25 protein-coding genes and 1 pseudogene are annotated in these 25,316 nt (G+C 65.3%); 20 read left to right on the forward strand and 6 right to left on the reverse strand.

The window, feature by feature from the left end; translation table 11 throughout:
- Window positions 1-62 precede the first annotated feature (62 nt).
- From PB2503_RS13405 to PB2503_RS13445, 10 genes are read left to right on the forward strand one after another with little or no spacing between them, the layout of a single operon-like run.
- Window positions 63-1,466: a TolC family protein gene (locus PB2503_RS13405; protein ID WP_148235299.1), complete on the forward strand. Its 1,404-nt coding sequence runs from the start codon at window positions 63-65 to the stop codon at window positions 1,464-1,466.
- Window positions 1,463-2,353 carry an efflux RND transporter periplasmic adaptor subunit gene (locus PB2503_RS13410; RefSeq protein ID WP_013301810.1) on the forward strand — a complete coding sequence of 297 codons (891 nt, stop codon included), beginning with the start codon at window positions 1,463-1,465 and terminating at the stop codon, window positions 2,351-2,353. The genes PB2503_RS13405 and PB2503_RS13410 overlap by 4 nt, the downstream gene beginning before the upstream one ends.
- Window positions 2,353-5,460 (forward strand): efflux RND transporter permease subunit, encoded by a 3,108-nt coding sequence (locus PB2503_RS13415; RefSeq protein ID WP_013301811.1) that lies wholly within the window; start codon window positions 2,353-2,355, stop codon window positions 5,458-5,460. Before PB2503_RS13410 ends, PB2503_RS13415 begins: the two co-directional genes overlap by 1 nt.
- Entirely contained in the window at window positions 5,457-6,134 is a 678-nt protein-coding gene (locus PB2503_RS13420; RefSeq protein WP_013301812.1) for a response regulator transcription factor, read from the forward strand. The genes PB2503_RS13415 and PB2503_RS13420 overlap by 4 nt, the downstream gene beginning before the upstream one ends.
- Entirely contained in the window at window positions 6,124-7,488 is a 1,365-nt protein-coding gene (locus PB2503_RS13425; RefSeq protein ID WP_013301813.1) for a sensor histidine kinase, read from the forward strand. Before PB2503_RS13420 ends, PB2503_RS13425 begins: the two co-directional genes overlap by 11 nt.
- Window positions 7,485-8,144 carry a phosphatase domain-containing protein gene (locus PB2503_RS13430; RefSeq protein WP_083811095.1) on the forward strand — a complete coding sequence of 220 codons (660 nt, stop codon included), beginning with the start codon at window positions 7,485-7,487 and terminating at the stop codon, window positions 8,142-8,144. The genes PB2503_RS13425 and PB2503_RS13430 overlap by 4 nt, the downstream gene beginning before the upstream one ends.
- Window positions 8,122-8,763 carry a cation diffusion facilitator family transporter gene (locus PB2503_RS13435; RefSeq protein WP_013301815.1) on the forward strand — a complete coding sequence of 214 codons (642 nt, stop codon included), beginning with the start codon at window positions 8,122-8,124 and terminating at the stop codon, window positions 8,761-8,763. Before PB2503_RS13430 ends, PB2503_RS13435 begins: the two co-directional genes overlap by 23 nt.
- A 29-nt stretch (window positions 8,764-8,792) precedes the next feature.
- Complete coding sequence (locus PB2503_RS13440) at window positions 8,793-9,293, forward strand: DedA family protein (RefSeq protein WP_013301816.1); 501 nt, start codon at window positions 8,793-8,795, stop codon at window positions 9,291-9,293.
- Window positions 9,196-9,411: a DedA family protein gene (locus PB2503_RS15100; RefSeq protein ID WP_013301817.1), complete on the forward strand. Its 216-nt coding sequence runs from the start codon at window positions 9,196-9,198 to the stop codon at window positions 9,409-9,411. Before PB2503_RS13440 ends, PB2503_RS15100 begins: the two co-directional genes overlap by 98 nt.
- Before the next feature lie 43 nt (window positions 9,412-9,454).
- Window positions 9,455-9,778 carry a PIN domain-containing protein gene (locus PB2503_RS13445; RefSeq protein ID WP_148235300.1) on the forward strand — a complete coding sequence of 108 codons (324 nt, stop codon included), beginning with the start codon at window positions 9,455-9,457 and terminating at the stop codon, window positions 9,776-9,778.
- Window positions 9,779-9,811: 33 nt separating this feature from the next.
- Here PB2503_RS13445 and PB2503_RS13450 read toward each other — a convergent pair whose 3' ends face one another.
- The gene (locus PB2503_RS13450; RefSeq protein WP_013301819.1) at window positions 9,812-10,738 is read right to left on the reverse strand and encodes a cation diffusion facilitator family transporter; all 927 of its coding nucleotides are present in this window, start codon (window positions 10,736-10,738) and stop codon (window positions 9,812-9,814) included.
- Window positions 10,735-11,424 carry a cation efflux transmembrane domain-containing protein gene (locus PB2503_RS13455; RefSeq protein WP_013301820.1) on the reverse strand — a complete coding sequence of 230 codons (690 nt, stop codon included), beginning with the start codon at window positions 11,422-11,424 and terminating at the stop codon, window positions 10,735-10,737. Before PB2503_RS13455 ends, PB2503_RS13450 begins: the two co-directional genes overlap by 4 nt.
- A gap of 74 nt (window positions 11,425-11,498) precedes the next feature.
- Between PB2503_RS13455 and PB2503_RS13460 the strand changes: the two genes are divergently transcribed.
- The 10 genes and pseudogenes from PB2503_RS13460 to PB2503_RS13505 all read left to right on the forward strand — a co-directional run bounded on the left by PB2503_RS13460 (window position 11,499) and on the right by PB2503_RS13505 (window position 22,323).
- Window positions 11,499-11,960, forward strand: coding sequence for a MerR family transcriptional regulator (locus PB2503_RS13460; protein ID WP_013301821.1), 462 nt, complete (start codon window positions 11,499-11,501; stop codon window positions 11,958-11,960).
- 58 nt (window positions 11,961-12,018) lie between these two features.
- A pseudogene (locus PB2503_RS14455) lies at window positions 12,019-12,803 on the forward strand (IS5 family transposase).
- Between the two features lie 74 nt (window positions 12,804-12,877).
- Window positions 12,878-13,225: a hypothetical protein gene (locus tag PB2503_RS13470; RefSeq protein ID WP_041535024.1), complete on the forward strand. Its 348-nt coding sequence runs from the start codon at window positions 12,878-12,880 to the stop codon at window positions 13,223-13,225.
- 54 nt (window positions 13,226-13,279) lie between these two features.
- Window positions 13,280-14,614 carry a TolC family protein gene (locus PB2503_RS13475; protein WP_013301824.1) on the forward strand — a complete coding sequence of 445 codons (1,335 nt, stop codon included), beginning with the start codon at window positions 13,280-13,282 and terminating at the stop codon, window positions 14,612-14,614.
- Window positions 14,611-15,834, forward strand: coding sequence for an efflux RND transporter periplasmic adaptor subunit (locus PB2503_RS13480; protein ID WP_013301825.1), 1,224 nt, complete (start codon window positions 14,611-14,613; stop codon window positions 15,832-15,834). The genes PB2503_RS13475 and PB2503_RS13480 overlap by 4 nt, the downstream gene beginning before the upstream one ends.
- Before the next feature lie 45 nt (window positions 15,835-15,879).
- A complete protein-coding gene (locus PB2503_RS13485) occupies window positions 15,880-19,026 on the forward strand; it encodes an efflux RND transporter permease subunit (RefSeq protein ID WP_013301826.1) in 3,147 nt (1,048 codons plus the stop codon).
- 98 nt (window positions 19,027-19,124) lie between these two features.
- Window positions 19,125-20,270: a Na+/H+ antiporter NhaA gene (gene nhaA / locus PB2503_RS13490; protein ID WP_013301827.1), complete on the forward strand. Its 1,146-nt coding sequence runs from the start codon at window positions 19,125-19,127 to the stop codon at window positions 20,268-20,270.
- A 109-nt stretch (window positions 20,271-20,379) separates the two neighbouring features.
- A complete protein-coding gene (locus PB2503_RS13495; RefSeq protein WP_013301828.1) occupies window positions 20,380-20,757 on the forward strand; it encodes a SpoIIAA family protein in 378 nt (125 codons plus the stop codon).
- Window positions 20,758-20,767: 10 nt separating this feature from the next.
- Entirely contained in the window at window positions 20,768-21,658 is an 891-nt protein-coding gene (locus tag PB2503_RS13500) for a cation diffusion facilitator family transporter (protein ID WP_013301829.1), read from the forward strand.
- The gene (locus tag PB2503_RS13505; protein WP_013301830.1) at window positions 21,655-22,323 is read left to right on the forward strand and encodes a methyltransferase domain-containing protein; all 669 of its coding nucleotides are present in this window, start codon (window positions 21,655-21,657) and stop codon (window positions 22,321-22,323) included. Before PB2503_RS13500 ends, PB2503_RS13505 begins: the two co-directional genes overlap by 4 nt.
- Here the strand turns inward: PB2503_RS13505 and PB2503_RS13510 are convergent.
- From PB2503_RS13510 to PB2503_RS13525, 4 genes are all read right to left on the reverse strand, one after another.
- Window positions 22,283-22,696, reverse strand: a complete 414-nt coding sequence (locus PB2503_RS13510; protein ID WP_148235303.1) for a helix-turn-helix domain-containing protein — start codon at window positions 22,694-22,696, stop codon at window positions 22,283-22,285. The genes PB2503_RS13505 and PB2503_RS13510 overlap by 41 nt on opposite strands.
- Window positions 22,697-22,875: 179 nt before the next feature.
- On the reverse strand, window positions 22,876-24,078 hold the full coding sequence (locus tag PB2503_RS13515; protein ID WP_041535755.1) for an NAD-dependent epimerase/dehydratase family protein: 1,203 nt from the start codon (window positions 24,076-24,078) through the stop codon (window positions 22,876-22,878).
- Window positions 24,079-24,172: 94 nt separating this feature from the next.
- Window positions 24,173-24,859, reverse strand: coding sequence for a phosphatase PAP2 family protein (locus PB2503_RS13520; RefSeq protein ID WP_013301833.1), 687 nt, complete (start codon window positions 24,857-24,859; stop codon window positions 24,173-24,175).
- Window positions 24,860-24,883: 24 nt separating this feature from the next.
- Window positions 24,884-25,309, reverse strand: coding sequence for an EamA family transporter (locus PB2503_RS13525; RefSeq protein WP_041535756.1), 426 nt, complete (start codon window positions 25,307-25,309; stop codon window positions 24,884-24,886).
- Between the last annotated feature and the right edge of the window lie 7 nt (window positions 25,310-25,316).

A 25,316-nucleotide genomic window follows, 5' to 3' on the forward strand; every position in this document is an offset into this window, starting at 1 on the left:
ATCTTCGCTGCACCGTCAAGCAATGCGCCGGGCGTCAAGGTCTTTCCGAGAAGGGGATCGGCATGCGACCGCTGGCATCAACAATCTGGATCGGCCTCGCCACTCTGGCCGGTTGCGCGGGCTACGCGCCTGCTCCGCTCAATCCGCCTGTTTTGGCGAGCGCGCTTGCAGCGCGACGGGTCGATGACGCCGCGGTCGCTCAGACCCTGGTCGGCATCGCGCCCAAAATCCACTGGGACGGCAAGGCTTGGACCGAGCCGTCGCTTCTGGCGGCGGCGATCCTCTATCATCCCGATCTGTCGGCCAACCGCACGGCGATCGCCTCCACCCGGGCGGATCTCAAGGCAGCAAGGGTCGCACCCGGACCGACTCTTTCCCTGACGGCAGAATACGCCCTCAACCCGGGGGGCGCCTCGCCTTGGCTTGCCGGGCTTGTCTCCGACCAGGTACTCGATTTCGGCGGTCGTCGCACCGGACGTATCGGGCAAGCGGAAGCCGCCCTCGCCCGCGCGCAATTCGACTATGAAGCCGCGCTCTGGCGGATACGGATGGATATCCGTCGCGCGATCGATGACTTCGGGAGCGCGAACGCTCGCCTCGAAGTGCTCGACGAAATCGCCAGCTTGCGTCAGCGGCAACTCGCGTCGCTTCGGGCCCAGCTCGACGCCGGAGCCGTCTCGCGCCTCGATGTCGAACAGGCGCGGGCGGATGCCGCCGCCGAGCTGCGTCTGCGCGCCGAAGCAATATCGGGTCTCGACCAAGCGCGGGCACGTCTGGCCGGCGCGACCGGCATCACACCGGACATGCTGGGCCGCCGCCCGATCTTCCCCGAGTTGCCGCTTTTCGATCTTCCGTCTCCGTCAATAGGGACCGATGCGGCGACGGCGGCCGTCTATCGGCGGAGCGAAATCCTGACCGCCGCCGCGGATTATGATCGTGCCGAAGCCGCGCTGAGAACAGCCGTCGCCGCACAATATCCGCAAGTGTCGGTGGGGCCCGGCTACACCTGGGATCAGGGCGTGAACCGCCTGCCCGTCACTTTGGGCCTCTCCTTCCCGTCACTCGATGGCAACAAAGCCGCCATCCTCGCCGCCGAGAAATCGCGCGACGCCTCGGGTGTCCGTCTGGAAGCGTCCGTGCAGACCGTGCTGGCCTCCGTCGATCAGTCGCAGACGGATTATGCCGCCGCGCTTGCCGTCTCTGACACCCTCGCGAACGAAATCCTGCCTGCCGCCCGGGCGCTCGCGGCGCAGGCGGATGCCGAGCTCGACGCCGGGTCGATCAACCGCAGCAATTGGGCGGCCTCGCGGCTGGGGCTGCTTCGCGCGCGACTTGATGTCCTCGACGCCCGCATCACCGCCCTGTCCCGTGAACGGGATCTCGAGGACGCGCTGCGACAGCCTCTGACCGGATCGCTTGCCGACGACGAGCCAGCCGCCCTTCTCCAAGGATACTCCAAACCATGATCGTTTCCCTGATATGCCTCTTGCATGCCGCGACCCTCGGCGTGCCCGTCACCATGAGCCCAGAGGATCAGACGCGTCTCGGTGTGGAAGAAACCGTGATGACGGCGACAGAGGCCCCGCAGGCCCTCCCCGCCATCGTGCAGGTGCTTGACGCCGGGGCGCTCGCCGCGCTCGACGCGGACCTCGCGACCGCCCTTGCCGCGGCGGGGGCATCCCAGCGAGACTACCAGCGGACACTGGGACTTGCCCGGAACGACCAAAGCGCCTCTCGCGCTGCGGTCGAGGCAGCGCGGTCGAAGGCAGAAGGCGACGAAGCCAGGGCATCACTCCTTCGCCGTCGGCTGGCCCTGGAGTGGGGCCCCGCCATCGCCGCCATGTCGGCGCAGGATCGAGCGAGCCTGCTCGACGCCATCGCCACCGGCGATGCCGCCCTGCTGCGCGCGGACAGCCTCGAAGCGCCGGGCGGCCTTGTCGGCACCGTGACAATCACGCTGCCGGATAGGCAGACCGCGACAGCGGAGCCGATAGGCCTAACCGGCAGTGCCTCGACCCGTCTACAGACCATCGGCACACTGGCGGTCCTTCGCGGCCCAGAAGCCCTGTCCCTGCGATCGGGACGCAGTCTTGGCGGCACCATCGATTCGGGCGAGTCCCTGACCGGCATTCTTCTCCCGCGCGAGGCGATCGTCCGCCTCGACGGCGATGCCTGGGCGTATGTCGAGACGGGTCCCGACACTTTTTTCCGACAACAGATCGTCTCCCCCCGGATCGTTGCAGACGGCTGGCTCGTCACGACCGTGTTCACCCCTGGCGACCGCGTCGTGACCAGCGGTGCCGGCGCCCTTCTCGCCGTTGAGCGGGCGGATGAATCGGCGGAGAGCGAGTGATGCTGCGCGCGATCCTTGCCCTCTGCCTGCGCCACGCCCGTCTTACGATCCTCCTTTCGGCTCTGTTCACGGCGTATGCGGCCTATCTCTATTCGCGGGCGGAGTTCGAGGTGTTCCCGGAATTCGTCCCTGCGCAAGCGAGCGTCCAGGTCGAGGCCCCCGGCCTGACCGCAGGCCAGGTTGAGCTTCTCGTCACCACGCCGATCGAGAACGTCCTCAACGGGGCTACGGGCGTGGAGGACGTCCGCTCCCAGTCCATTCAGGGGCTCGCTGTGGTCGATGTTACCTTCCGCCGCGGCGAGGACCCCTACCGTGCACGCCAGGTCGTGGCGGAGCGTCTGGCGGAGGTCTCCGGCCGACTCCCGGCGTCGGCCGGGGCGCCGACGCTGTCCCCGCTCACCTCCTCGACCATGGACCTCCTGAAGATCGGGTTCCGCAGCGACACGCTCTCGCCGATGGAGCTACGAGACATCGCGCAATGGACGATCCGCCCGCGGCTTCTCGCGACGCCCGGGGTGGCGCGTGCCACGCTCTTCGGCGGCGAGCTGCCGCGGATCGAGGTCCGTGTGCGTCCGGAAGACCTATTCGCCTATAACCTCTCCCTGACGGATGTCTCGCAAGCGGTCAGGGACGCCACGACCATCCGCGGCGGCGGCTTTGTCGAGACGGCCGCCCAGCGTATCACCATCGAGCCCCGCACCGATGCGGTCACCGCCGACGACCTGGCCGCAGTCGTCGTTTCGCCGAGCACGGACGGCCCGATCCGCCTGCGCGACGTCGCCGACGTGACGGTCGCCCCGACTCCGAAATTCGGCGACACGCTGATCATGGGGAAATCCGGCGTCTTGATCACCACGGCGACGCAATATGGCGCCAACACGCTGACCGTCACGCATGCGGTCGAGGCGGCGATCGAGGACCTTCGGCCGTCCCTTGAGGCACAGGGCATCACCATTTATCCCGACCTGCACCGGCCAGCGAACTTTATCGAATCGGCGCTGGCAGGCATTCGAGACGACCTCCTAATCGGGACCGTGCTGATCGTCCTTGTGCTGCTCGCCTTTACCCGGAACCTGAGGGTCGCCTTCATCGCGTTCGTCTCGATCCCCCTATCGCTGCTCGCCGCGACGACGGTGTTCGACCTCATGGGACAGACCATCAACACGATGATCCTCGGCGGCCTTGCCGTGGCGCTTGGCGTGGTCATCGACGATGCCGTGATCGGGGCGGAGAACATCTTGCGGCGGCTCCGGGAGCGCAAAGACAGACCCGTTGCCGAAGTGATCCTCGACGCCAGCGTGGAGGTCCGCGCGCCCGTCATCTACGCAACCTTGATCCTTGCCCTGACAATGCTGCCCGTGGTGTTGCTCACCGGGCTGCAGGGCGCCTTCTTCGCGCCGCTCGCGCTGGCCTTCATTCTCGCAACATTTGCCTCCATGGCCGTTGCGATCACCATCACACCCGCCCTCTCACTCCTCTTGCTGGCACATCGCGTGCCGCCGTCGGAGCCGGGCTTCCTGCATTGGGTCAAGCGAGGCCATGCTGCGCTCTTGCATCCCCTCCTCCCCCGCCCGCGCCTGGCGCTGGCACTCTCCGCCGTCATCGGGCTCGCCGCGGTCATCGGGGTCACCCGTTTCGGTGCGGAGCTCCTGCCGCAGTTTCGTGAGGGGCATTACGTCCTCGCCGTGGTCGGGCCGAGCGGCGCATCTCTCGAATGGATGGAGGATGTCGGCGGACGCCTCTCGAACGACCTTCTGGCGATCGACGGCATCGCGACGGTCGAGCAGCAGATCGGGCGTGCCGAAGCGGCGGAGGATACCTTTCCGCCCAATGAGAGTGAGTTCCATGTCGAACTTCAGCATGTCAGCGGACCGGAAGAAGACCGCATCCTGACCGCCATCCGCGACGTCCTCGGCAGCTATCCCGGTCTCGAGACGGAAGCGATGACCTTTCTGGGCGACCGGATCGGCGAGTCACTTTCGGGCGAGACGGCAGCCATCGTCGTCAGCGCCTACGGACCAGATCTCGACGCTCTCGATCAGGTAGCCGCACGGATCGCCGCGACCATAAAATCCGTGGACGGCTCAACGGACGTCCGGATTCAGACGCCACCGGGCGCGCCGGTCATGGCGGTCGAGCCGGACCGCATGGCGCTCGGCGTCCACGGCATCAGCCTCGGAGACCTCGCCGATACCGTCGAGATGGCCTATCAGGGACAGAGCGTTGCGCAGGTCTCGGACGGACAGCGGATCACGGACATTGCGATTACGCTTCCCCCGGCCTATGCCATCGATCCGGAAGCCGTCAGCAGCCTGCCGATCCGTGGCTCGACCGGCACGCTCGCCGCGCTCGGCACGGTCGCGCAGCCCTTCTTAACGACCGATCGGGCGGCCATCACCCATAATGCGGGGCGCCGGCGCCAGGTCGTGACCGCGAATGCAACCGTTCGCGACGTCGCGGGCATGCAGCAAAGGATCAGCGCCGCGATCGGCGCTCAGGTCAGCCTGCCGAAAGGCGTCTATCTCGAATATGGAGGCGTCGCGGAGGGTCAGGCTGCCGCGCAGCGCGAACTCCTCATCAATGTCGGAATCGCGGCCATCGGCATCGTCATCCTGCTGGTGGTGGCTTTTGGCGGCGGCCGTGCGGCGGCGCTTATTTTCTCGACGGCGCCCTCGGCGCTGGCGGGAGGTGTCTTGATGGTCTGGCTCGAAGGGGGAACGTTGTCGCTCGGCGCGCTCGTCGGCTTCGTCACCCTGTTCGGGATTGCGGCGCGCAACGGCATCCTGCTGGTCTCGCATACCGATCACCTTGTCAGCCATGAAGGGCATGCCTTCGGCGAGGCAACGATCCAGCTCGCCGCGTCGGAACGATTGACCCCGATCCTGATGACCGCCCTCGTGACCGGGCTCGGCATGCTTCCCCTGGCGCTGCAGAGCGGCGAGGCGGGCCGCGAAGTGCAAGGCCCGATGGCGGGCGTAATCCTTGGCGGCCTCGTCACCTCGACGCTGATGACGTTGTTCCTGCTGCCGCCCCTGATCCTCGCCTACCGCCACGGACGAACGCAAGGCACACTGACGCCTCCATACAAGCCGGTGGAGGCGACGTGACACGAATCCTGGTAATCGAAGACGATGAGGAAACCGCTAGCTTCATTGCCAACGGCCTGAAACAGGAAGGTTTCGCGGTCGATACGGCGAAGACCGGTACGGACGGTCTCTTCCAGGCCACCGAGAGCCCGCCGGACCTCGTCGTCGTGGACAGAATGCTGCCGGGTCTTGACGGCGTTTCAGTCATTAAAGCCTTGCGGGCGGCGGGGGTGAAGATCCCCGTCCTTTTCCTGACCGCCATGGGCGCCGTGGAGGACAGGGTAGCAGGCCTTGAAGCGGGCGGCGACGACTATCTTGTCAAGCCGTTCTCCTTCATGGAACTGCGCGCGCGGGTAACCACCCTCCTGCGGCGCCCACCGCTCAAGGACGAAATCACCCGCCTCGAAGCGCGCGGCGTCACCGTCGATCGGCTGACCCGCCGGGTTACCGCGGGAAGCCAGACCGTCGATCTTCAGCCCCGAGAGTATCAGCTCCTCGAGTATCTGCTGCTGCATAAGGATCAGATCGTCACGCGAACCATGCTTCTTGAGGAGATCTGGAGCTTTCATTTCGACCCGGGCACGAACATCGTCGAGACGCATTTGAGCCGTCTGAGGGCCAAGCTGTCCGAGGCTGGCACTTCGGCCCTGATCCGGACCGTGCGCGGGGCAGGATACGTGATCGATGCGGATTGAGCTCCTTCTCCGCTCATCGAGCCTCAGACTCTCGATCGTCTATTCGGGCATCCTCCTCCTTGCCTTCGCAGCTACAGGACTTCTCGTCTATGCGAGCAGCGAACGGGCGGCGGTCGAACAGGCGCGCGAGCGAATCGAACTCGAGGTCTTCGCCCTCGAAGAGGAGCTGCGGACCGAAAGCCTGGAAGCCATGGCTGCGGCCATCGAAGCGCGCACAAGCCGTCCCGGCGCCCTTGAATACTGGCTGACGGCGCCGGACGGGCACCACCTTGCGGGCCGTCTCCGGATCGCGGAGGGCCCCAATGGCTGGCGTGAGATCGAAACCGAAGGGGTTGCGCCGTTCGGCGACACGGACATCCTCACCCTGACGAAAACGCTGCCGGGGGGCGCGACCCTCTCCGTGGGCGAAGACCTGACGCGCGCGCTGTCGGTCCAAAAAGAGACGCTCCTGACACTGATTCAGGTCGGCGCGGCAGCGGCCTTGCTCGCGCTCCTTGCCGGAGTCGTCGCCACGTTCAGAACGCTCGCGCGCATGCGGATGATCCGCGCCACCCTCGGACGCGCAAGTGAAGGCGACCTCTCGGCCCGAGTGCCGACGTCCTCTTCCCTGTTCTCCACCGACCTCGACGAGATTGCCCTTGGCCTCAACCGGATGCTGGGTCGGACCCAGGACCTCGTCGCGGGGTTGCGGCGGGTCACGCGCGACGTGGCCCACGACCTTAGGACCCCCCTCTCCCACCTTCGCCAGCGGCTGGAGCGGGTCGGGGCAGCCGACACCGACGGGGAGCGTCAGGAGGGCCTCGCCCTGACCGAAGCGAAAGTGGAGCAGATCCTCGCGAGCTTCGATGCCATTCTGCGCCTCGCCGAGATCGAAGCAGGCGCCTCGCGGGACCGGTTTGTTCCCGTTGACGTCGCGACACTCTGTGAGCCGCTTGTCGATGCCTATCAGCCAGATGTCGAAAACGGCGGCCGCACCCTCACCCTCTCGGCCGATCCTGCGCCCGCTTTCGGCGACGCGCTGCTGCTCACTCAGGCCATTGCCAATCTGATCGAGAACGCGATGCGCCATACGCCGCCGGGAACGGCCATCGGCGTCTCGTGCGGAACGGGCGCAGACGGCCGGTCCCATCTCACGGTTACCGACGACGGGCCGGGCATTCCCGACGGTCACCGCGAGGCCATGCTCGAACCCTTCGCCCGGCTCGATCCAAGCCGCTCGACCGCCGGCACGGGCCTTGGTCTCAGCATCGTCGCGGCGGTCGCCACCCTTCACGGTGCGGACCTGGCACTCAGCGACGCCGGACCGGGCCTGTCGGTCCGGATCACGTTCCCTTACTTGCGAGACGCACCATGAGACGACGATCTGCTCCGCTCTTGATGGCCCTCGCGCTGGCAGGATGCGTCTCGGTACCGGATGTCCGAAACCTTCAGATTGTCGACGACGGCGCCCTGCTGCGCTCGGGTCAGCCAACCCCGCTTGGCCTCGCCGAGCTGCGAGACCGCTATGGTGTCCGTATGGTGATCAATCTCGATCGCGGCACGTCGGATGACGAGATGGTCGTCGCGCTGGCGCTGGGCCTCGACTATCTCGCCATCCCCACGGCCACCTACGGCCTTGAGCGCGAGAACCTCGTTACGCTCCTTGCGGCGCTGCGCCAGGCCGAACGCGACGGGCGCACGCCCGTTCTCGTTCATTGCCGCAGCGGACAGGACCGCACCGGTGCGGCTGTCGCCGTCTTCCGGACCATCGAGGAAGATTGGTCGGCGGAGGACGCGGAAGCCGAGATGCAGCGCTATCGTCACTGGACGCACGAAATCCTCTTTCCGCACCTTCCGGACATTGCGGAAGAGGCGGAGCACTTCAAAGCGCATTGGGAAGAGGCGATCCAGCGCACTGGCACCGTGCCCGTTATCCGTCCGCCCATGCGTTGGATGGGGACGGATGATCCGGCAGCGGGGGTCGCCAGGCAAAGCGGCGTCACCGTAAATGCTGAACCGGGCGTGCGGTGACATGACTGTGGAGCCGAACCTCCCCGGCAAAAAAATCGGTTCAGCTTTCACGCGGACCGTCGCCTTGGTGGCAGGCCTCAACCTTGGCTATTTCTTCATCGAGATCATCGTGGCGCTCAGGCATGGCTCGGTGTCCCTCTTTGCTGACGGGATCGACTTTTTCGAGGACACCTCCATCAATGTGCTGATCTTGCTCGCATTGTTCCTCGGCGCGGGCTTCCGGCGGAGAGCCGGTTACGTTCTCGCAGCATTGATCCTCGTGCCAGGGCTCGCGGCCCTGGTCGCCGCAGTCATGAAAGTCGTTGACCCCGTCATTCCATCGGGCGAGGCTCTCGGCCTCACCGCCGCGGGTGCGCTCCTTGTCAACACGCTGTGTGCCCTGCTGCTTGTCCGCTTTCGCAAAAGGAAGGGGGCGCTGGCGAAGGCCGCCTTTCTCTCCGCGCGCAACGACGTGGCAGCCAATGCCGCAATCATCGGGGCAGGGATCATCACCGCGCTTCATCCGTCGATCTGGCCCGACCTGATCGTGGGCGCCGGAATTTTCGTGATGAATCTCGATGCAGCCGGGGAGGTCCTGGAGGCCGCGCGGCGGCCGGAAACGACGCCCCCCGAAGCATAGGCAGACCCTGTCACCGGACAGACCACCATATGTTCAATTGGATCACCGCCTTCATCGAGCGCAGCGGTTATTTCGGCGTTGCCCTGTTGATTTTCACCGAAAACGTTTTCCCACCGATCCCGTCGGAACTGATCGTGCCGCTTGAAGGGTTCAACGCCGCTCAGGATCAGATGAGCCTGATCCTCGCCATTCTCGCCGGATCGGTGGGTTTGTTCGCCGGTGCCATCTTGTGGTACTATCTGGGGAAGAGGATCGGAGCAGACAGGCTCAAGCGACGGGCGGCGAAACACGGCCGCTGGTTCACCATGACGCCGGTCGAGTTCGATCAGGCCTGCGCCTGGTTTTCCCGTCACGGAGACAAAGCCGTCATGATCGGACGTCTTAATTCCTGCCGTTCGCACACTGATTTCTGTTCCAGCCGGCATCACGAACATGTCGCCGCGCCGCTTCTATCTATATACGGCCACCGGAACGTTCGCCTGGACCGCGTTTCTCACGCTTGTCGGTTTCTGGCTGGGCGAGAACTATGACGCCGTCGAGGCCTGGATCAATCCGGTCTCGAACGTCATCGCAGCAGGGCTTGCCGGATGGTATCTCTACCGCGTCGCGACCTTCCAACGACGCGTCAGAGGCTCCTCTGCCCAGTGACAGGACTTCTGCTCCACGAAACCCCAACCTGGACAATCGGCTCGTGTCAGCGGACACTCGCAGAGCAAACCGAGCCGAGAAACTCCTGCGCTCGGACCGGCCCGACCGATGGGCCTCGACGCAGGTGATCGGCGAATTCGCTGTCAGTCTCCATCGCAAGGCGGGGCTCCACGGGTCGGAGATCCGCGTTCACAACGAGACGATCCGCCTCATCTGCATCGTCGAGGCGAGCGATGGCAGTGTTGTGGGCGCCCGGATAATCGCCGTCGCCCTCCGTTGTCGCGCGACGAACCTCTATTCGGAGGATTTGCAGCATGGACGGGACGTGGCAGGGCTTAGGATCGAAATTCCGTTTGCGGACAAGTGACGACGGCAAGCCCCTTCTCGCTCGGCGAGGGAATTACGATTTCGCTTCGTCCTGATGCCCGAAAAGCTGGGCGTCCCGATGGGCCCGGTTCTGATGCTCGAACTCGAGGGTCGAGTGGCCGATTCCGAAATCGTTCCGCAGGCGTTGCTTGATGGTCCGCTTGATTTCCGCTAGACGGGGCCAGCCGTCCTCGGTTAGGACCACATGGGTATCGAGCGCGGCCTCGTGCTCCTGCATCTGCCACAGATGCACATGATGGAGGTCGGCGACCCCCTCGATCTGGCTGAGGCGGGCAATGACCTTGTTGCCATCGAGATCGGGCGGGCTGCCGAGCATCAGGGTGCGGATGGGGCTGCCGATCTCCTTGAAGGACAGATAGAGAATGTAGCCCGCAATCAGCAGCGTGACGAGGGGATCGATCAGACGCCAGTCGTAGAGCAGGATCGCAGTACCGCCGATGATCACCGCGACCGACGCCAGCGCATCGGAGAGGTTGTGCAGGAACAACGCCCGGATATTGGCGCTGCCTTTCTGCATCGACCAGGTGAGCCAGGCGGTCAGCGTGTCGATGACCAGCGCGAGACCACCAAGGGCGACGACCGTCCATCCTCCCACCTCGGGCGGGTCGACCATCCGCATGACACCCTCATAAACCAGATAGATCCCGACAATAATCAAAGAGGTGTAGTTGATCAGCGCTGCGACGATCTCGATACGGCCATAGCCGAACGTCATCCGTTCGTCGGCGGGCCTCCGTGCAATCTTGCGGGCGGCGAAGGCGATCACCAGCGACGCCATGTCGGAGAAATTGTGGAGGGCATCGGCGATCAGGGCGAGGCTGCCGGAGAGGATTCCGCCCACGATCTGACCGACGGTCAAAAGCGCGTTCGCCCAGATGGCGATCGACACCCGCCGGTCGCCGCTTTCGGGGTCGAGATGGGGGTGATCGTGCGCACTCATCGGCTGGCTCCTCCTTCGTCAGCTACGTCGCGCGGCCGAAGTGGTCGGCTGTCCTTTGTTATGGGCCCTGCGCAGCCGGACGGTTGGCCCAGTTCTCCGCGAGCCTGGCCAATGATGGACCGCGACGACCACAGAAAGAGGCCGGCAAGGGCCATGGCCATCAAGAGGTCAGGCCATGCCGATCCGGTGAGCTTGACAAGTCCCGCGGCCATGATGACGCCGACATTGCCAGCCGCATCGTTGCGCGAACACAGCCAGACCGAGCGGACATTGGCGTCTCCCTCACGCCACCGCAGCAGCAGGAACAGGCTCGCAAGATTGGCGGCGAGCGCGAGAAAGCCGATGGCCCCCATGGTGCCGCCTTCGGGCACGGTGCCCTCGAAGAAGCGGCCGATCGCAAGCGCAAGGATGACCATCGCCATCACGGCGAGCGTGGCGCCCTTAAAGAGCGACGCCCGCGCCCGGACCACGAGGCTCGACCCGATCACCGCGAGGCTGATGGCGTAGGTTGCGCTGTCACCGGCGAAATCGAGCGCATCGGCCTTCAGCGCCTGCGACTGCGCCGCAAACCCGGCTGCCATCTCGACGAGAAACATCACGGCATTGATGGCGATGATCCCAAGCAGGACGCGCCGATAGGCGGGCGATGCGCCGTCAAAATTCTGGGGGCCGCAGCAATCGGACATCCGCCAAACTCCTCACCGTTGAAGGGCGGCGTCCTAAGCCCTACAGTCTCTGTAGAGGCAAGCTTGGAGATATCATGGCCGCGAAACGCACGATCGGCGTCCTGTCACGCAAAACGGGGGTGAAGGTCACGACGATCCGCTTCTACGAACAACGCGGATTGATAGACGATCCCGGTCGCACGCCGAGCGGCCAGCGGGTCTACGGTGCCGACGCCGTCGACCGGCTCAACTTCGTCCGCCATGCCCGTGACCTCGGCTTCTCCATGGATGCCATCGAGGAGCTGATCGCCCTTCAAACCCGGCCTAGCAGTGATTGCGCCGCGGTCGACGCCATCGCAAGGCGCCAGCTGGCGGCGGTGCGCGACCGCCTGAATCGGCTCGAAACGCTGGAAGCGGAACTGAAGCGCATGATCGCCTCCTGCGAAGGGGGGTCGGTCGGGGACTGCACGGTCATGGAAACCCTTGGCGACCATCGTCGCTGTCTGACCGAAGATCACGAGGCCGGTGAGACCGCCAACCCGGCCCGGAAGGGTTGACCCTCTAGGTTGGGAACCCAAACAAGCTGCTGATCAGACTTGATTATCTGGGGATGGGATGAGTCTCTTTGCAAGGAGGCCTGCCATGTCGGATTTGTTCTGGTTGTCGGATGAAGCTTGGGAAGCGTTGGAGCCGCATTTGCCGCGGGGAAAGCCGGGCAAGCCCCGCGTGGACGATCGGCGGGTGATCAGCGGCATCCTTCGCGTCCTGAAGACAGGTTGTCGCTGGAAGGACTGTCCTTCCGAATACGGTCCATCAACCACGATTTACAATCGTTATAACAGGTGGTCGGGGCGCGGCATCTGGCAGCGGATCTTCGCGAAGATGGCGGCCCGGGGTCCCGTACCCGAAGAGCTGTCGATCGACAGCAGTCACGTCAAAGCTCACCGCTCCGCAAGCGGCGGAAAAGGGGGGAAGAAAATCAGGCGGTCGGCCGCTCGCGCGGCGGCAGAACGACGAAAATCCATGCTCTGGCCGATGATTGCGGCCGACCGGTCGCTTTCGTCCTGACACCGGGGAACGTCGCCGACATTACCGTCGCCAAGCAGATCGTCGGGGCCGTCACCCCGTCGCAGAGGCTTCTCGCCGACAAAGCTTATGACGCTGAACCCTTCCGACTTTGGCTCACGGACCGGGGGACCGAAGCCGTCACCCCCTCCACAGCTTCACGCAAGATCCCCTATCCGCTTGACCGAGCGGCTTACAAACGACGGAACATCATCGAACGGCTGTTCTGCCGACTGAAGAACTGGCGACGCATCGCGACGAGATACGACCGCCTCGCAAGAAACTATCTCGCCGCGATCGCTCTCGTTTCCCTCGTCGCCACTTGGATCGAATGAGTCCCCAACCTAGCGGCTGTAGAAATTACATCCTTCTTCGTTGTTTTTTTAGACTATTGCTGTAGGCCAGCTCCATGATTGCCGCCCGCCCGACCCTGCCGGTCTTTCGGATGCTGCTCACCGTCCTTGTGGCGGTGGGTCTGCTGCTAGGACCGTTGACGGCGGAGGCGGCGCACGAGGACCCCGAGGCCGTCCATTGCGTCGAGCACCAATGCGCCGCCGATCCGGCCGACCATGCGCCCGATGACGGTCACGAGCACCACAAGGCCCATGGCTGCAGCAGCTGTCACCTTCACCTCTATGCATCGTTTCTTGAAGCGCCGCATCAATCGGTCTTCGGCGCGCTGAACCGCCCTCTCCGGAGCGGCAACGCGCCCCGTCTTGCTGGCCCCGAAGGACCCCTCCGCCCTCCCCGCGTATGACCTGATACTTTGCCTTACGGCACGTCTTCTGGTCATTAACGCGAAGGAATACCCATGAACACCCGACATCTGAGCGGGGCCGCCCTGGCGGTCCTCGCGAGCCTGTCCGCCGCTAACGCGGCCGCACAGACGCTTTGCCCCCTATCGGAGGAGCTGCGGCTACTCGAAGACAGGGCGGCCCCTTACACGCTCGACGCGGCTCTTGCCGCGATCCGGGACGCCTCGCCCGAGGTGCAGTCAGCGGCGCTCGAAGCCGTCGCGCGGCGTTACGAGGCGCAGCAGGCCAGCCTTTGGACGAACCCCGTCGTCTCGGTCGAGGCCGAGAACTTCTACGGTGACGCGTTCGGCAGCGCGAACCCTCTTTCGGGCTACGACTTCGCCGAGACGACCGTGTCGATCGGACAGACCTTCCGGCTCGGCGGCAAGCGGCGGCTTGAGCGCCGCGCGGCCCTCGCGCGGACCGCTTTGGCCGAGGCTGACAGGGACGCGACGCTGCGCGCGCTGCAGCGCGAAGCGGCGGCGATTTTCTACGAGCTAGCCGCCGCGCAGGAAGGTGCGCAGCTGGCGGCCGAAGCCGCCAGGTTGTCGAACGAACTCGCCGATGCTGTCCGCGCGCGGGTCGACGCCGGCAAGTCCCCGAGGACGGCCCTCGACAGGGCCATCGCGGCGCAGGCCGATGCGCGGGCCGCTGCGGCGGCTTCTGCCGCGCAGGCAGAGCAACTCGCCTACGCGCTGGGCTCGTTCTGGGGACGCCGCGATCCGGTCGAGATCGCCGGGGCGAGCCTCTTCGCCCCCACCGTGCTGCCGTCCGCCGAGCTGGTCGCGAACCAGGTCGAGACCCATCCCGAGCGGCGGCTGGCCGACGCCCGCCGCGATGCTCGGCTCGCCGAGCGTCGCGCGGCACGCGCGCAGGCCAATCCCGACGTAACGGCGAGCTTAGGCGTCCGCCGTTTCGAGGCGGACGGGACGGAAGCCCTGGTGGCGGGCGTCAGCCTGCCGTTGCCGCTGTTCGACCGGAACCAAGGCAACATCCGCGCGGCCTCGACGCGGGCGCGCGGTGCCGCCTACGAGGCTGACGTCACGGCGGCACGCCTTGCAGCGTCGGCTCAGCGTTCGCTCAGCACGGCAGCCATCCTAGAGACCCGCCGTGCCGCGCTGGTCGACGACGCCTTGCCCGCCGCCAGGAGAGCCGCCGAGGCCGCGCGCACCGGCTACCGGGCCGGCAAGTTCGACCTCACCACGGCGCTCGCCGCGCAGACCAGCCTCATCACAGTGCAACGCAGCGCCATCACCGCCGCCTTCGCCGCCCGCGACGCGGAAGCCGAAGTCCGCGCCCTCGCTGCCCTCCCCCCCTTCTCACCGAGCTTCTGTCAGGAGACGGACCGATGAACATCTACAAGACGATCAGCCTGCTGGCGCTCGCCGCCTCCCTCGCCGCCTGCGGCGCGGAGGGCGAGGAAGACCTTCGCCCATCCCAGCAATCAGAAGCCGTGACCGACGATCATGGCGACGAGGGCGAGCACGGTGACGAAGAAGGCGACACCGTCGAGCTATCCGCTGAAGACGCATCCGCTCTTGGCATCCAGCTCGCGACGGCGGGGCGGACGGTTATCGGCGGTGAGACCGATCTGCCGGCAGAGCTGTCCTTCGCGGCGGACAAGATCGCGACGATCGCGCCGCGCGTCGGCGGCGTCGTCCGCTCGCTGGATGCGACCGAGGGCGACCTCGTCGAGGCGGGGCAGGTTCTCGCCGTGCTCGACAGCGGACGCCTCGCGACGCTCATGTCGGACTACCATAGTGCCCGGGCCGCCGAACGCTACGCTCGGGCCACGCTCGAGCGTGAGAGCGGTCTGCGCGATCAGGGCATCACGTCGGAATCGGAGTTCGCGCAGGCGCGTCAGGAAGCGACCATGGCCGTCGCACGGCGCGAGGCCGCCGAGACGGCGCTTCATGCGGCGGGCATCGACCACGAAGCGATCGAAACGGCACAGGCGGGCGCGGACGGCGCAGCGGGGCGCTACAGGATTACCGCGCCCATTGCAGGCCGCGTCATCGAACGGCGGCTCTCGCTCGGCCAGTCCGTCCAGGCAGGGGAAGATGGAGGCTCGCCGGCCTTCGTCGTCGCCGACGACAGCGTCGTTTGGGCCGACGTGCAGGTCTACGCCGCCGATCTCGGCGCCGTCCGGTCCGGTCAGACGGTTATCTTGAAAGGCGAGTCGGGCGCCGCCATCGCCGAGGGCGAGGTTGCCTTCGTGACCCCGCAATTGGCGGAAGGATCGCGCACGGCGACGGCCAGGGTGGTGCTAGACAACCCGGAGGGGCTTTTGCGCCCAGGCCAGTTCGTCACGGCGAGCATCGCGACCGGAACGGACGGCGAGACGCTGACCGTGCCCAAGGGCGCCGTCGTGGTCTTCGAAGGCCAGGACGTCGTCTTCACCCGCAGCGAGCACGGCTTCGCGCCCGTTCCCGTCGAGACCGGACGGCAGGTCGGGGACCGGCTCGAGATCGTATCAGGCCTCGCCGCCGGCGACCGGTTCGTTACCGAAGGCGCGTTCACCCTCAAAGCAGAGCTGGAGAAGGACGCATTCGGCGACGGTCACGGTCACTGAGCCGAGACCCCGAACGCGCACTTTCTCCTCACTAGGACACACACCATGCAAAACTTCATGTACCGCGTTGCGGGCGGCCGGCTCCTCGCCGGGCTGGCCGCCGTAGCCGTCACCATCGCCGGCATTTGGGCCTTCCGATCACTGCCCGTCGACGCCTTCCCCGACGTCACCCCTTCCCTCGTCCAGGTCTTCACCGAGACCGAGGGCCTCGCGCCCGAGGAGGTCGAACGCTACGTCACCTACCCGCTGGAGACCTCGATGTCGGGCCTGCCGAAGCTCGAGGAGATCCGCTCGGTCTCGAACTTCGGCCTCTCCGTCCTCAACATCTACTTCGAGGACGGGACCGACGTGTACTTCGCCCGGCAGGTCGTCGGCGAACGCCTGGCCGAGGCGCGGGAGGCGATCCCGGAAGGCTTCGGCGAGCCCAAAATGGGGCCGATCAGCACGGGGCTTGGCATCATCCTCTACTACAACCTCGTCGACGAGACCGGCGAGCGCAACCTCGTCGAGATGCGGGAGATTCAGGACTGGCTCATCAAGTATCAGCTGCAGTCAGTGCCCGGCATCACCGAGGTCCTGTCGCTCGGCGGCCTCGAGAAGCAGTACCAGGTCAAGGTCAACCCGGAGGCGCTGCTGCGCTACGATCTGACCGTCCGAGACGTCATCACCGCGCTCGAAGCCGGCAACCGCACCACCGGCGCCCAGTACCTCGAGATAGACGCCGAGCAGTACGTCGTGCGCGGCATCGGCTTGGCCGAAGACATCGCCGACCTCGGCGCCGCCATCCTGAAGACCGTGGACGGCACGCCCGTCCGGGTCGCAGACGTCGCGCAAATCGAGGTCGGCGGCGGCGTTCGACAAGGCCTCGCCACTGCGGACGGCCAGGGCGAGGTCGTTGCCGGCATCGTCCTGAAGCTCTATGGCACCAACACCTCGGACGTCATCGAACGCGCGAGCGAACGCTTCGACGAGATCAACGAGACTCTGCCGGAAGGCGTGCGAGCCGTCGCCTACTACGACCAAGCGACGCTGGTGAACGCAGCCTCCTCGACCGTCACGACAGCCCTCTGGCAGGGTGCGCTGCTGGTGGCTGTCCTGATCTTCGCTTTCTTGGGCGGCTGGCGACCGAGCCTCGTCGTCGTCCTGTCGATCCCCTTCTCGGTCGGCTTCGCCTTTCTGGGCATGAAGCTCTTCGGCGTGTCCGCGAACCTCATGTCGCTCGGCGGCGTTGCCATCGCCATCGGCATGATGGTCGACGGCGCGATCGTCATCGCCGAGAACGTCGATCGCATGCTGCGGGAACGGCCGGACGCCGACCGCAGGACGGCGGTCGCCGAGGCCACGATCGAGGTCATCGCCCCGCTCCTCGCCGCCGTCGCGGTCGTGATCGTCGTCTTCCTGCCGCTCTTCGCCCTGCAGGGCGTCGAGGGGAAGACGTTCCGGCCCCTGGCCGCGTCCGCCGCGCTCGCTATGTTCGGTTCGCTGATCTACGCGGGCCTGATCGCCCCGGCGATCGCCGGATGGGTGATGCGATCGGGTGGTGAGAACACGAAAGCGCCCAGGAAGACTCCCGCGAAAGCACCCGTCGACGAGGATGGTCGGGTAGGCCGGGCTATCCGCCCGCTCGCAACGTTCTTCGTCAGGCGTCGCGCGGCCGCCCTGGGCCTTGCCGGTGCCATTCTCCTAATCGGCGCCGTGGTCTTCCCCCGGCTCGGATCGGAGTTCACGCCGACCCTGGAGGAAGGCGACATCCTGCTCCGAACGACCATGGCGCCGTCGATCTCGCTCACCGAGGCAAAGGCGACCATGACCCGCGTCGAGCAGCGCATCTTGGAGGCGTTCCCCGAAGTCGAGCGCGTCGTCACCCGGATCGGTCGCGGCGAGGTCGGTGCCCATGCCGACCCGACTAACAGCGGCGAATCCTTCCTGGCGCTCAAGCCGAAAAATGAGTGGCGCAAGGGTTTCTCGCCGGACGACCTGCGCGCGGCGCTCTCTGAGGAGCTGTCGGACTTCCCCGGCATCCTCGTGAACGTCAGCCAGCCGATCGCGATGTCGGTCGACGAGCTGTTGACCGGCACGAAGGCGGAGCTGGCCGTCAAGATCTTCGGTCCCGACACGGACGAGCTGATCTCGGCCGCGGGATCGCTCCAAGGGATCCTCGGGGAGGTCCCCGGCGCGGCGGACGTGCAGATGGACCAGGTCACGGGCGCGCCGCAGTTGCAGGTCGACCTCGACCGGCAGGCGCTCTCCCGCTTCGGCATCACCGTTGAACAAGCACTCTCGACCGTCCGCGCCGCCATCGGCGGCGAGGAGGCCGGCACCGTCTTCGAGGGAGTGAGGCAGTTCCCGGTCGTCGTCCGTTATACGGAGGAGACTCGGGACACGCCCGAGGCGGTCCGCCGTCTGGTGCTCGAAGCACCGGACGGGGCGCTCGTCCCGCTGGAGGCTGTCGCAGACGTGCGCTCTGTCGTCGGGCCGCGTCAGATCACGCGAGAGGAAGGCCAGCGCTTCATTACAGTGCAGGCGAACGTGCGGGGCCGCGACATCGGCTCCTTCGTCGAGGAGGCGCAGGGCCTCGCCGCCACCCAGCTTGACCTGCCGCCGGGCTACCGCGTGGTCTGGGGTGGTCAGTTCGAGCTGCAACAGCAGGCGAACAAGCGCTTCGCCGTGGTCATCCCGATCACGCTCGGCATCGTCCTATTGATTCTGCTGATGACCTTCGGGCGGTTGAAGTCGGCGCTCTTGATCCTGCTCAACATCCCGCTTGCCCTCGTCGGCGGGGCGCTTGCGCTATGGATCGTGGGATTGCCGGTCTCGGTGCCCGCCACGGTCGGCTTCATCGCGCTGTTCGGCATCGCGCTCGGCAACGGCATGGTCTTGGTCAGCTATCTCGATCGCTTCGCGCGCGAGGGTCAGGACTTGGATGTCTTGGCAGTGGACGGCGCGGTGCTGCGCGCCCGGCCCGTCCTGATGACGGCGCTGACCACCGCGCTCGGCCTCGGCCCCCTCCTCTTCGCCAGCGGCGTCGGGGCGGAGGTGCAGCGGCCCTTGGCGACCGTCGTCGTCGGCGGGCTCGTGACCTCGACCGTGCTGACGCTGCTCGTGCTGCCCGCGCTGCACCGATGGTTCGCGCCGAGGGCCGGAGGTCTCACCGCGCCGACGAACGGGCTGTCCCTGCAGCCCGCGGAGTAGTCTCACCGGGTCGCGCCTCCCATGGCGCGGCCCGGATCCCTGCATTTCTCACGGTGGCAGCAAAGGAGACGACGATGACGGGTCACGGACCGGGCGGTATGCTCGAACGCGTCTTGCGGTCGCCGAAGAGCTCGGCGTTCCTGACGGTCGGCGCGATGGTCCTCGCCTTCGCCTGGGTGAACTCTCCCTACGCCGACGCCTACGAAGCGCTCCACCACGCCCCGGCCTCCGTCCGGATCGGTGCCTTCGAACTCGGCAAGCCGATGATCTCCTGGATCAACGAAGGACTGATGGTGTTCTTCTTCTTCCTGATCGGCCTCGAGATCAAACGCGAGGTCGTCGAGGGACAACTGTCTTCGCTCTCGCAGGTGGCGTTGCCGGCGCTCGCAGCCGCTGGCGGCATGGCGGTACCCGCGGCGATCTACCTCGCCTTCAACATGGGTGATCCCGAAGCCGCACGCGGGTGGGCGGTCCCCGTCGCGACCGACATCGTGCTCGTTTTGGCCTGCATCGCCGCGCTCGGCCGGCGAGTGCCGACCTCGCTCAAGGTGTTCTTGACCGCGCTAGCGATCTTCGACGACTTCGGGACCCTCGTCGTCATCGCGGTCTTCTACTCCGAAGGGCTCAGCGCGCCCGCCCTGATCGCTGCGGGAGCCGCGTTCGCCGTCTTGGTCGGCTTCAATCGGTTCCGCGTCGGGAGTCCCACGGCCTACGCCGTCGTCACGATCGTCCTTTGGCTCGCGCTCCTCGAATCGGGCGTCCATGCGACGTTGGCCGGCGTCCTCGCGGCTTGGACCTTGCCCATGAGAGTGGGCGGCCGAAAGTTCCTCCACCAGATCGAGCACGACATGACGCCTTGGGTCGCGTTGCTCATCGTGCCCATCTTCGCCTTCTTCAACGCCGGCATCGCCCTTGGCGGCGTCACGGCGGAGACCTTGCTCGGTCCGGTCAGTCTCGGCGTCGTGCTCGGCCTGTTCGTCGGCAAGCCGGTCGGGGTCGTCGCGGGAACGTGGCTCGCCGTCACGACGAGGCTCGCCGAGCTACCGGCGGGCGTGACCTGGCGCCAGATCTACGGCGTCGCGATGCTCGCGGGCGTCGGGTTCACGATGAGCCTGTTCGTCGCCTCGCTCGCCTTCGAAGCGCCAGGCGCCGTGCTGAACACCAATCTGAGCGTGCTGATCGGTTCCGGACTTTCCGCGGTGGCCGGTCTCATCGTCTTGGCACGGGCGACGAGGGGTTCATGAGAAACGTAGCAACGTTCTGCTTCCGCATCGAAGACCGTTCGAGGCGGATGAACAGAACCGTATCTGCTTGCGCCTGTTCGCTACGAGCGATCAGCGAAGAAAGGTCTTCATGTTTCAGGTTCTGAAGGGAGACGGCCGGGACGTTCTGGCGGCTCGCTTTGCGGGAAGGCTCGCGCGCGAGGACATCGAGCGTTTCGCGAATTGGCTGGAAAGCGAGATGCGCGAACGCGTCGACGCAGGTCTGCTCGTCGTCATGGAGGAGCTCGAGGGCTACGAGAGGTGGCAAGCGGCGCTCTCTGACCTGAAGGCGGATCTGCGCTATAATGACCGGTTCGCGAAGATCGCCATCGTCGGGAATGCGCGCTGGGAAGAAGCGGTAACGAAGGCCGCAGAGCCGTTCGCCGAGGCAGAGCTTCGAAATTTCGACGCCGAAGAGCAAGGCACCGCCCTCGCCTGGTTGCGCGACGGAGATCGACTAGACCGATAGGAAAAGCCTTATGGGACAAGGACACGACCACGGCGTCGCGCCGACGGCGGGGAACGAGCGCAAGCTCGCGATAGCCGCCGCGCTGACCGGCGGCTTCATGCTGGCAGAGGTCTTCGGCGGGGTGATCTCCGGCTCGCTCGCGCTGATCGCGGATGCCGGGCACATGCTGACCGACTTCGCTTCGCTGCTTCTAGCCCTCGGCGCCGTCCGCCTGTCGCGGCGGCCCGCGACCTGGAAGCGCAGCTACGGCTATGACCGCTTCTCGGTCCTCGCCGCCTTCGTGAACGGGCTGTCGCTGTTCCTGATCGCGGCCTGGATCTTCTACGAGGCGATCAAGCGGTTCCGGGAACCCGTCGAGGTGTTGGGCGGGCTCATGTTCTGGGTCGCGGTCGCGGGGCTCGTCGTGAACATCGCCGCCTTCTGGATGCTGACGCGGGGCGAGGGTTCGAACCTCAACGTCCGAGCCGCCGCGCTGCACGTGCTGGGCGACCTCCTCGGCTCAGTCGGCGCGATCGTCGCTGCGATCGTCATCATGCTGACAGGGTGGATGCCCATCGACCCGATCCTGTCGGTCTTCGTGACCCTGCTCATTCTGCGGGCCGCCTACAGGGTGGTGACGGAGAGCGCGGCGATCCTGCTCGAGAGCGCCCCGGAGGGCCTGGAAGCCGAGAAGATCCGCGAGGTCCTGCTCGAAGGAGTCGAGGGCGTCACCGGCGTTCGCCACGTCCATGCCTGGTCGATCACGGAGGAGCGTCCGATGCTCACCCTGGAGATCGACGCCGCGTCCGGCAGTGATCCAAGCGCCGTGCGCCGCGCCGTGAAGACGCTGCTCCACGAACGTTTCGACGTCGACCACGTGACGGCGGAGGTGGACGTCGCCGCGGCCCCGGTCTCCCCATGAGCGTGCTGGCCACGGATCAAGTTCGCCGCTTCTACGATCGGCGGGCGGGAAGTTACGATCTCCTGACGATCGGCTTCCGCGCGCTGGGGTTCGGGCGGCACCAGGCGCGCCTGATCGCAGGTCTGGAACTCTCGCCAGGCGACATCGTGGTCGATCTGTGCTGCGGCACCGGGGTCAACCTGGAAAGGCTCTCCGCCGCCGTCGGAGAGGCCGGAAGGGTCGTAGCCGTCGACCTGTCCGAGGGGATGTTGGGCGAAGCTCGGAAGCGGGCAGGCCGCGCTGGTCTCGGCAACGTCGATTTCGTCCAGGCCGATGTCTGCGAGTTCGATTTCCCCGCCTCGACGCGCCCGGTCCTCTCGACGTTCGGCCTCGAGATGGTGCCCAGCTACGAGGAGGTCGTCGCGCGGACCTATGCGACGCTGCCCGCAGGCGGGCGTCTGGGCCTTCTCGGCTTGAAACGACCGGAAGGCTGGCCGGACTGGCTGATCGAGGCGGGCGTCGCGCTGACCGCTCCCTTCGGTGTCAGCCGGGACTATGAGGACTTCCGCCCCTGGGTCGCCGCCGACGCGCGCTTCGAGCGGGTCGCGTACCGGGAACACCTCGCCGGCGCGGCGTACAGCTACGTCAGCCGGTCGGGGACCAGCGGACAGGCTCTTCTTTTTTAAACGTCACGCCGCAGCGTGCGAAGAACCGGGACAGCGCCGATTTGTCCGTGTGCACCCCGTGCTCGGCTTCCAGCCGCGCCGCCAGATCCACGAGCCGTTCATCAGGTTCCGCCAGCCGCTGAGCCACCAGCCAGTCCCGGTGCGGATCGAGCTTCGAGGGCCGCGGCTTGCGGGCCGGCGCCTCTACCTGTCCCGTCTCGCGCCAGTGCCGGACCCAGCAGACCGCCGTCGCAACTCCGATCCCGAACCGACGTCCCGCCGCTCTCGCCGAAAGGCCTTCATCGGCATGGGCTGCGATCACTCGGCCCCGCAGCTTCGTCCCATATCCTCTTGGCATCGCCGCCTCCGCTACAGCACGGTGACGCTGAATCACAATCCGCATCATTTGTGAATCGGATCACAAACAACTCGCTCTAGAGGCCCGCACCAACCCAGTCGATTTGCACCCGTAATAGTTCTTACTGTCTGAGACCTGAGCATATTCTAATCCACCGATCAGTCGCAAAGCGAAATATGTCCACAGCCGTCAAGCTTCATTCCCCCTGATTAGCACTAGGTCCGCCCACCACTACCTGGCGTGCGGCGATCCTCGTTCCAGTAGGACACGCAAGGTATTTTACCGGGGTCGCAACGATCGGCATATCTACGCGCGATCTCGGTCACCTCGACGAGTAGCCCGTCCTCAAGCGTGATCGGGTCGAGACCCAGGCCGAGCAATTGCCGATTCTCGACATGGAGGTCGTTCTCGTCGTCCTCCTTACGCGGATTGGCGACGTTCTCGACTTTGGCGCCAGTCAGATCAGCTATGAGATTCGCCAGATCACGCACACGATGGGTCTCCGTCATCTGGTTGAGGATACGAACGCGTTCGCGCGAAGCGGGCGGGTTTTCGATCGCCAGATGGATGCAGTGCACCGTGTCCTGAATATGGATGAAGGCGCGGGTTTGACCGCCGCCCCCATGGACGGTGAGCGGGTAACCGACTGCCGCCTGCATCAGGAAGCGGTTGAGAACCGTGCCATAATCGCCATCATAGTCGAACCGGTTGATGAGACGCTCGTCGCGCCGCGTTTCGTTCGTCTGTGTGCCCCAGACTATCCCCTGATGGAGGTCGGTGATCCTGAGCCCATCATTCTTGTTATAATACGCGAACATGAGCTGATCCTGGGTCTTGGTCATGTGATAGATCGACCCGGGATTGGCGGGATAGAGAATCTCCTTCTGCACCTCTTCGCCCTGCGGCGTTTTGAGATGCACGGTGAGATAGCCCTCTGGAATGCGCATACCGGCTGTGCCGTACCCATAGACCCCCATCGTCCCGAGATGGACGATATGGGTGGAGGATTGCAGACCGCATTCGACCACCGCGGCGAGGATGTTGTGCGTGGCGTTGAGGTTGTTATCGACCGTGTAGCGCTTGTGCGCAGACGACTTCATCGAATAGGGCGCCGCACGCTGCTCGGCGAAATGGACGATTGCATCCGGCGCGAAAGCCCTCAGCAGTCCGACGAGTTGATAATAGTCTCGAGCGACATCGAACGCGTCGAACGCGATTTTCCGGTCGGTCAGTTCCTCCCAAGCCGCAAGACGTGTCGATATCGGCGCGATCGGCGTCAGCGACGCCACTTCCAGCTCTATGTCGATCTTGCGCCGCGAAAGATTGTCCACGATGCGCACATCATGTCCGGCCTCCGACAGATGCAACGCCGTCGGCCAGCCACAAAAGCCGTCGCCACCAACTACAAGGATTTTCATGTCAATTTCCTGCACTTACCTTCAAATTTTCGATGCCTGCATCCACTCTCTTCCACCGGGTACAGACGTCCGTTGGACACAGATCGCACGCTCCCTACGCGTCGGTCCGACCACGGAGTGAGCGGTCTGCGATCCACCAGAACGAAGCCCAAGCCGTTCCCGCGGCCCAACCCGCGAACACATCGGTCGGGTAGTGAACGCCGAGGTAAACCCGGCTGCACCCAACCAGCAGCGTCACCAAAACGGAGAAAAAAATGATGATGAACCGTAGTCTCTTCTGTCGTGCTGCTTGTGCGACGATGGCGCCGACCGTCAGATAAGTCGTCGCCGAAAGCATAGCGTGCCCGCTGGGAAAACTCGGCGAGAGCGCGGTAACGAGATGGGGAACCACATCCGGCCGGGCTCGGTCGAACAGCATCTTGATCAGTGTACTGGCTACTATGCCGCTGAGCACGGACCCCAGGAGGATTGCCACGGACAAACGCTGCCGAAGAACAAATAGGCAAGCGCACGCAAACAGTACAATCAGTGTAAGGACTGTGTAACCCCCCAGTGCCGTGAGATCCGTCATTGATGTGACGAGCCAATCGGGCCCGAGAGGACGGTCGGGGTCGACGGGATCGCGAAGCGCGACCAAGAGAGCCTGATCAAGATGCTGATATTCCTGTTCAGCCACCTCCTCCATCAGCCAGAGAAAAATGAGTAGCCCGGCACTTCCGAAGGCGATCCCAATGGGTATGGGGCCCGCCCAACTTGTTATCTTGAGCTTGTCTCGGAGCATATTGTTATCTCCTGTTGTTTAATGTCACAGCATTAGCAACGCCCCGAACGTCACCAAGGCGACGCCGAGCACTTGTTTCGGCGACAGAACCTCGCCAAAAAAAATAACGCCCATTACCGCGACAACTGCGACGCTAAGCTTGTCGATCGGTGCAACGCGGCTTGCGGGTCCCAGCTGCAGCGCCCGGTAGTAACAGAGCCATGAGGCGCCGGTTGCCAGGCCCGAAAGCCCGAGGAATGCATAGCTTCTGGTACTGATAATCGATATTGCGTCGTGAGTGGTTGTTCGCCACGCGATGGCCCCTGCAAAGATCACGATGACAACAGTGCGGACAAACGTTCCGTAGTCGGCGGGAACATTCTCGATACCGACCTTACCAAAGATCGTTGTCAGCGCGGCGAACGCGGCAGCGAGGATCGCCCAGAACTGCCAGTTTTCCGTCATCGTCATGGACCTT

The organism is Parvularcula bermudensis HTCC2503, from assembly GCF_000152825.2.
Taxonomy (GTDB): Bacteria; Pseudomonadota; Alphaproteobacteria; order Caulobacterales; family Parvularculaceae; genus Parvularcula; species Parvularcula bermudensis.

Coding starts and splice junctions, on each gene's coding strand:
- PB2503_RS13405 (WP_148235299.1), top strand. CDS start 63: ATGCGACCGCTGGCATCAACAATCTGGATCGGCCTCGCCACTCTGGCC.
- PB2503_RS13410 (WP_013301810.1), top strand. CDS start 1,463: ATGATCGTTTCCCTGATATGCCTCTTGCATGCCGCGACCCTCGGCGTG.
- PB2503_RS13415 (WP_013301811.1), top strand. CDS start 2,353: ATGCTGCGCGCGATCCTTGCCCTCTGCCTGCGCCACGCCCGTCTTACG.
- PB2503_RS13425 (WP_013301813.1), top strand. CDS start 6,124: ATGCGGATTGAGCTCCTTCTCCGCTCATCGAGCCTCAGACTCTCGATC.
- PB2503_RS13430 (WP_083811095.1), top strand. CDS start 7,485: ATGAGACGACGATCTGCTCCGCTCTTGATGGCCCTCGCGCTGGCAGGA.
- PB2503_RS13435 (WP_013301815.1), top strand. CDS start 8,122: ATGCTGAACCGGGCGTGCGGTGACATGACTGTGGAGCCGAACCTCCCC.
- PB2503_RS13440 (WP_013301816.1), top strand. CDS start 8,793: ATGTTCAATTGGATCACCGCCTTCATCGAGCGCAGCGGTTATTTCGGC.
- PB2503_RS15100 (WP_013301817.1), top strand. CDS start 9,196: ATGTCGCCGCGCCGCTTCTATCTATATACGGCCACCGGAACGTTCGCC.
- PB2503_RS13450 (WP_013301819.1), bottom strand. CDS start 10,738: ATGAGTGCGCACGATCACCCCCATCTCGACCCCGAAAGCGGCGACCGG.
- PB2503_RS13455 (WP_013301820.1), bottom strand. CDS start 11,424: ATGTCCGATTGCTGCGGCCCCCAGAATTTTGACGGCGCATCGCCCGCC.
- PB2503_RS13460 (WP_013301821.1), top strand. CDS start 11,499: ATGGCCGCGAAACGCACGATCGGCGTCCTGTCACGCAAAACGGGGGTG.
- PB2503_RS13470 (WP_041535024.1), top strand. CDS start 12,878: ATGATTGCCGCCCGCCCGACCCTGCCGGTCTTTCGGATGCTGCTCACC.
- PB2503_RS13475 (WP_013301824.1), top strand. CDS start 13,280: ATGAACACCCGACATCTGAGCGGGGCCGCCCTGGCGGTCCTCGCGAGC.
- PB2503_RS13480 (WP_013301825.1), top strand. CDS start 14,611: ATGAACATCTACAAGACGATCAGCCTGCTGGCGCTCGCCGCCTCCCTC.
- PB2503_RS13485 (WP_013301826.1), top strand. CDS start 15,880: ATGCAAAACTTCATGTACCGCGTTGCGGGCGGCCGGCTCCTCGCCGGG.
- nhaA (WP_013301827.1), top strand. CDS start 19,125: ATGCTCGAACGCGTCTTGCGGTCGCCGAAGAGCTCGGCGTTCCTGACG.
- PB2503_RS13495 (WP_013301828.1), top strand. CDS start 20,380: ATGTTTCAGGTTCTGAAGGGAGACGGCCGGGACGTTCTGGCGGCTCGC.
- PB2503_RS13500 (WP_013301829.1), top strand. CDS start 20,768: ATGGGACAAGGACACGACCACGGCGTCGCGCCGACGGCGGGGAACGAG.
- PB2503_RS13505 (WP_013301830.1), top strand. CDS start 21,655: ATGAGCGTGCTGGCCACGGATCAAGTTCGCCGCTTCTACGATCGGCGG.
- PB2503_RS13515 (WP_041535755.1), bottom strand. CDS start 24,078: ATGAAAATCCTTGTAGTTGGTGGCGACGGCTTTTGTGGCTGGCCGACG.
- PB2503_RS13520 (WP_013301833.1), bottom strand. CDS start 24,859: ATGCTCCGAGACAAGCTCAAGATAACAAGTTGGGCGGGCCCCATACCC.
- PB2503_RS13525 (WP_041535756.1), bottom strand. CDS start 25,309: ATGACGATGACGGAAAACTGGCAGTTCTGGGCGATCCTCGCTGCCGCG.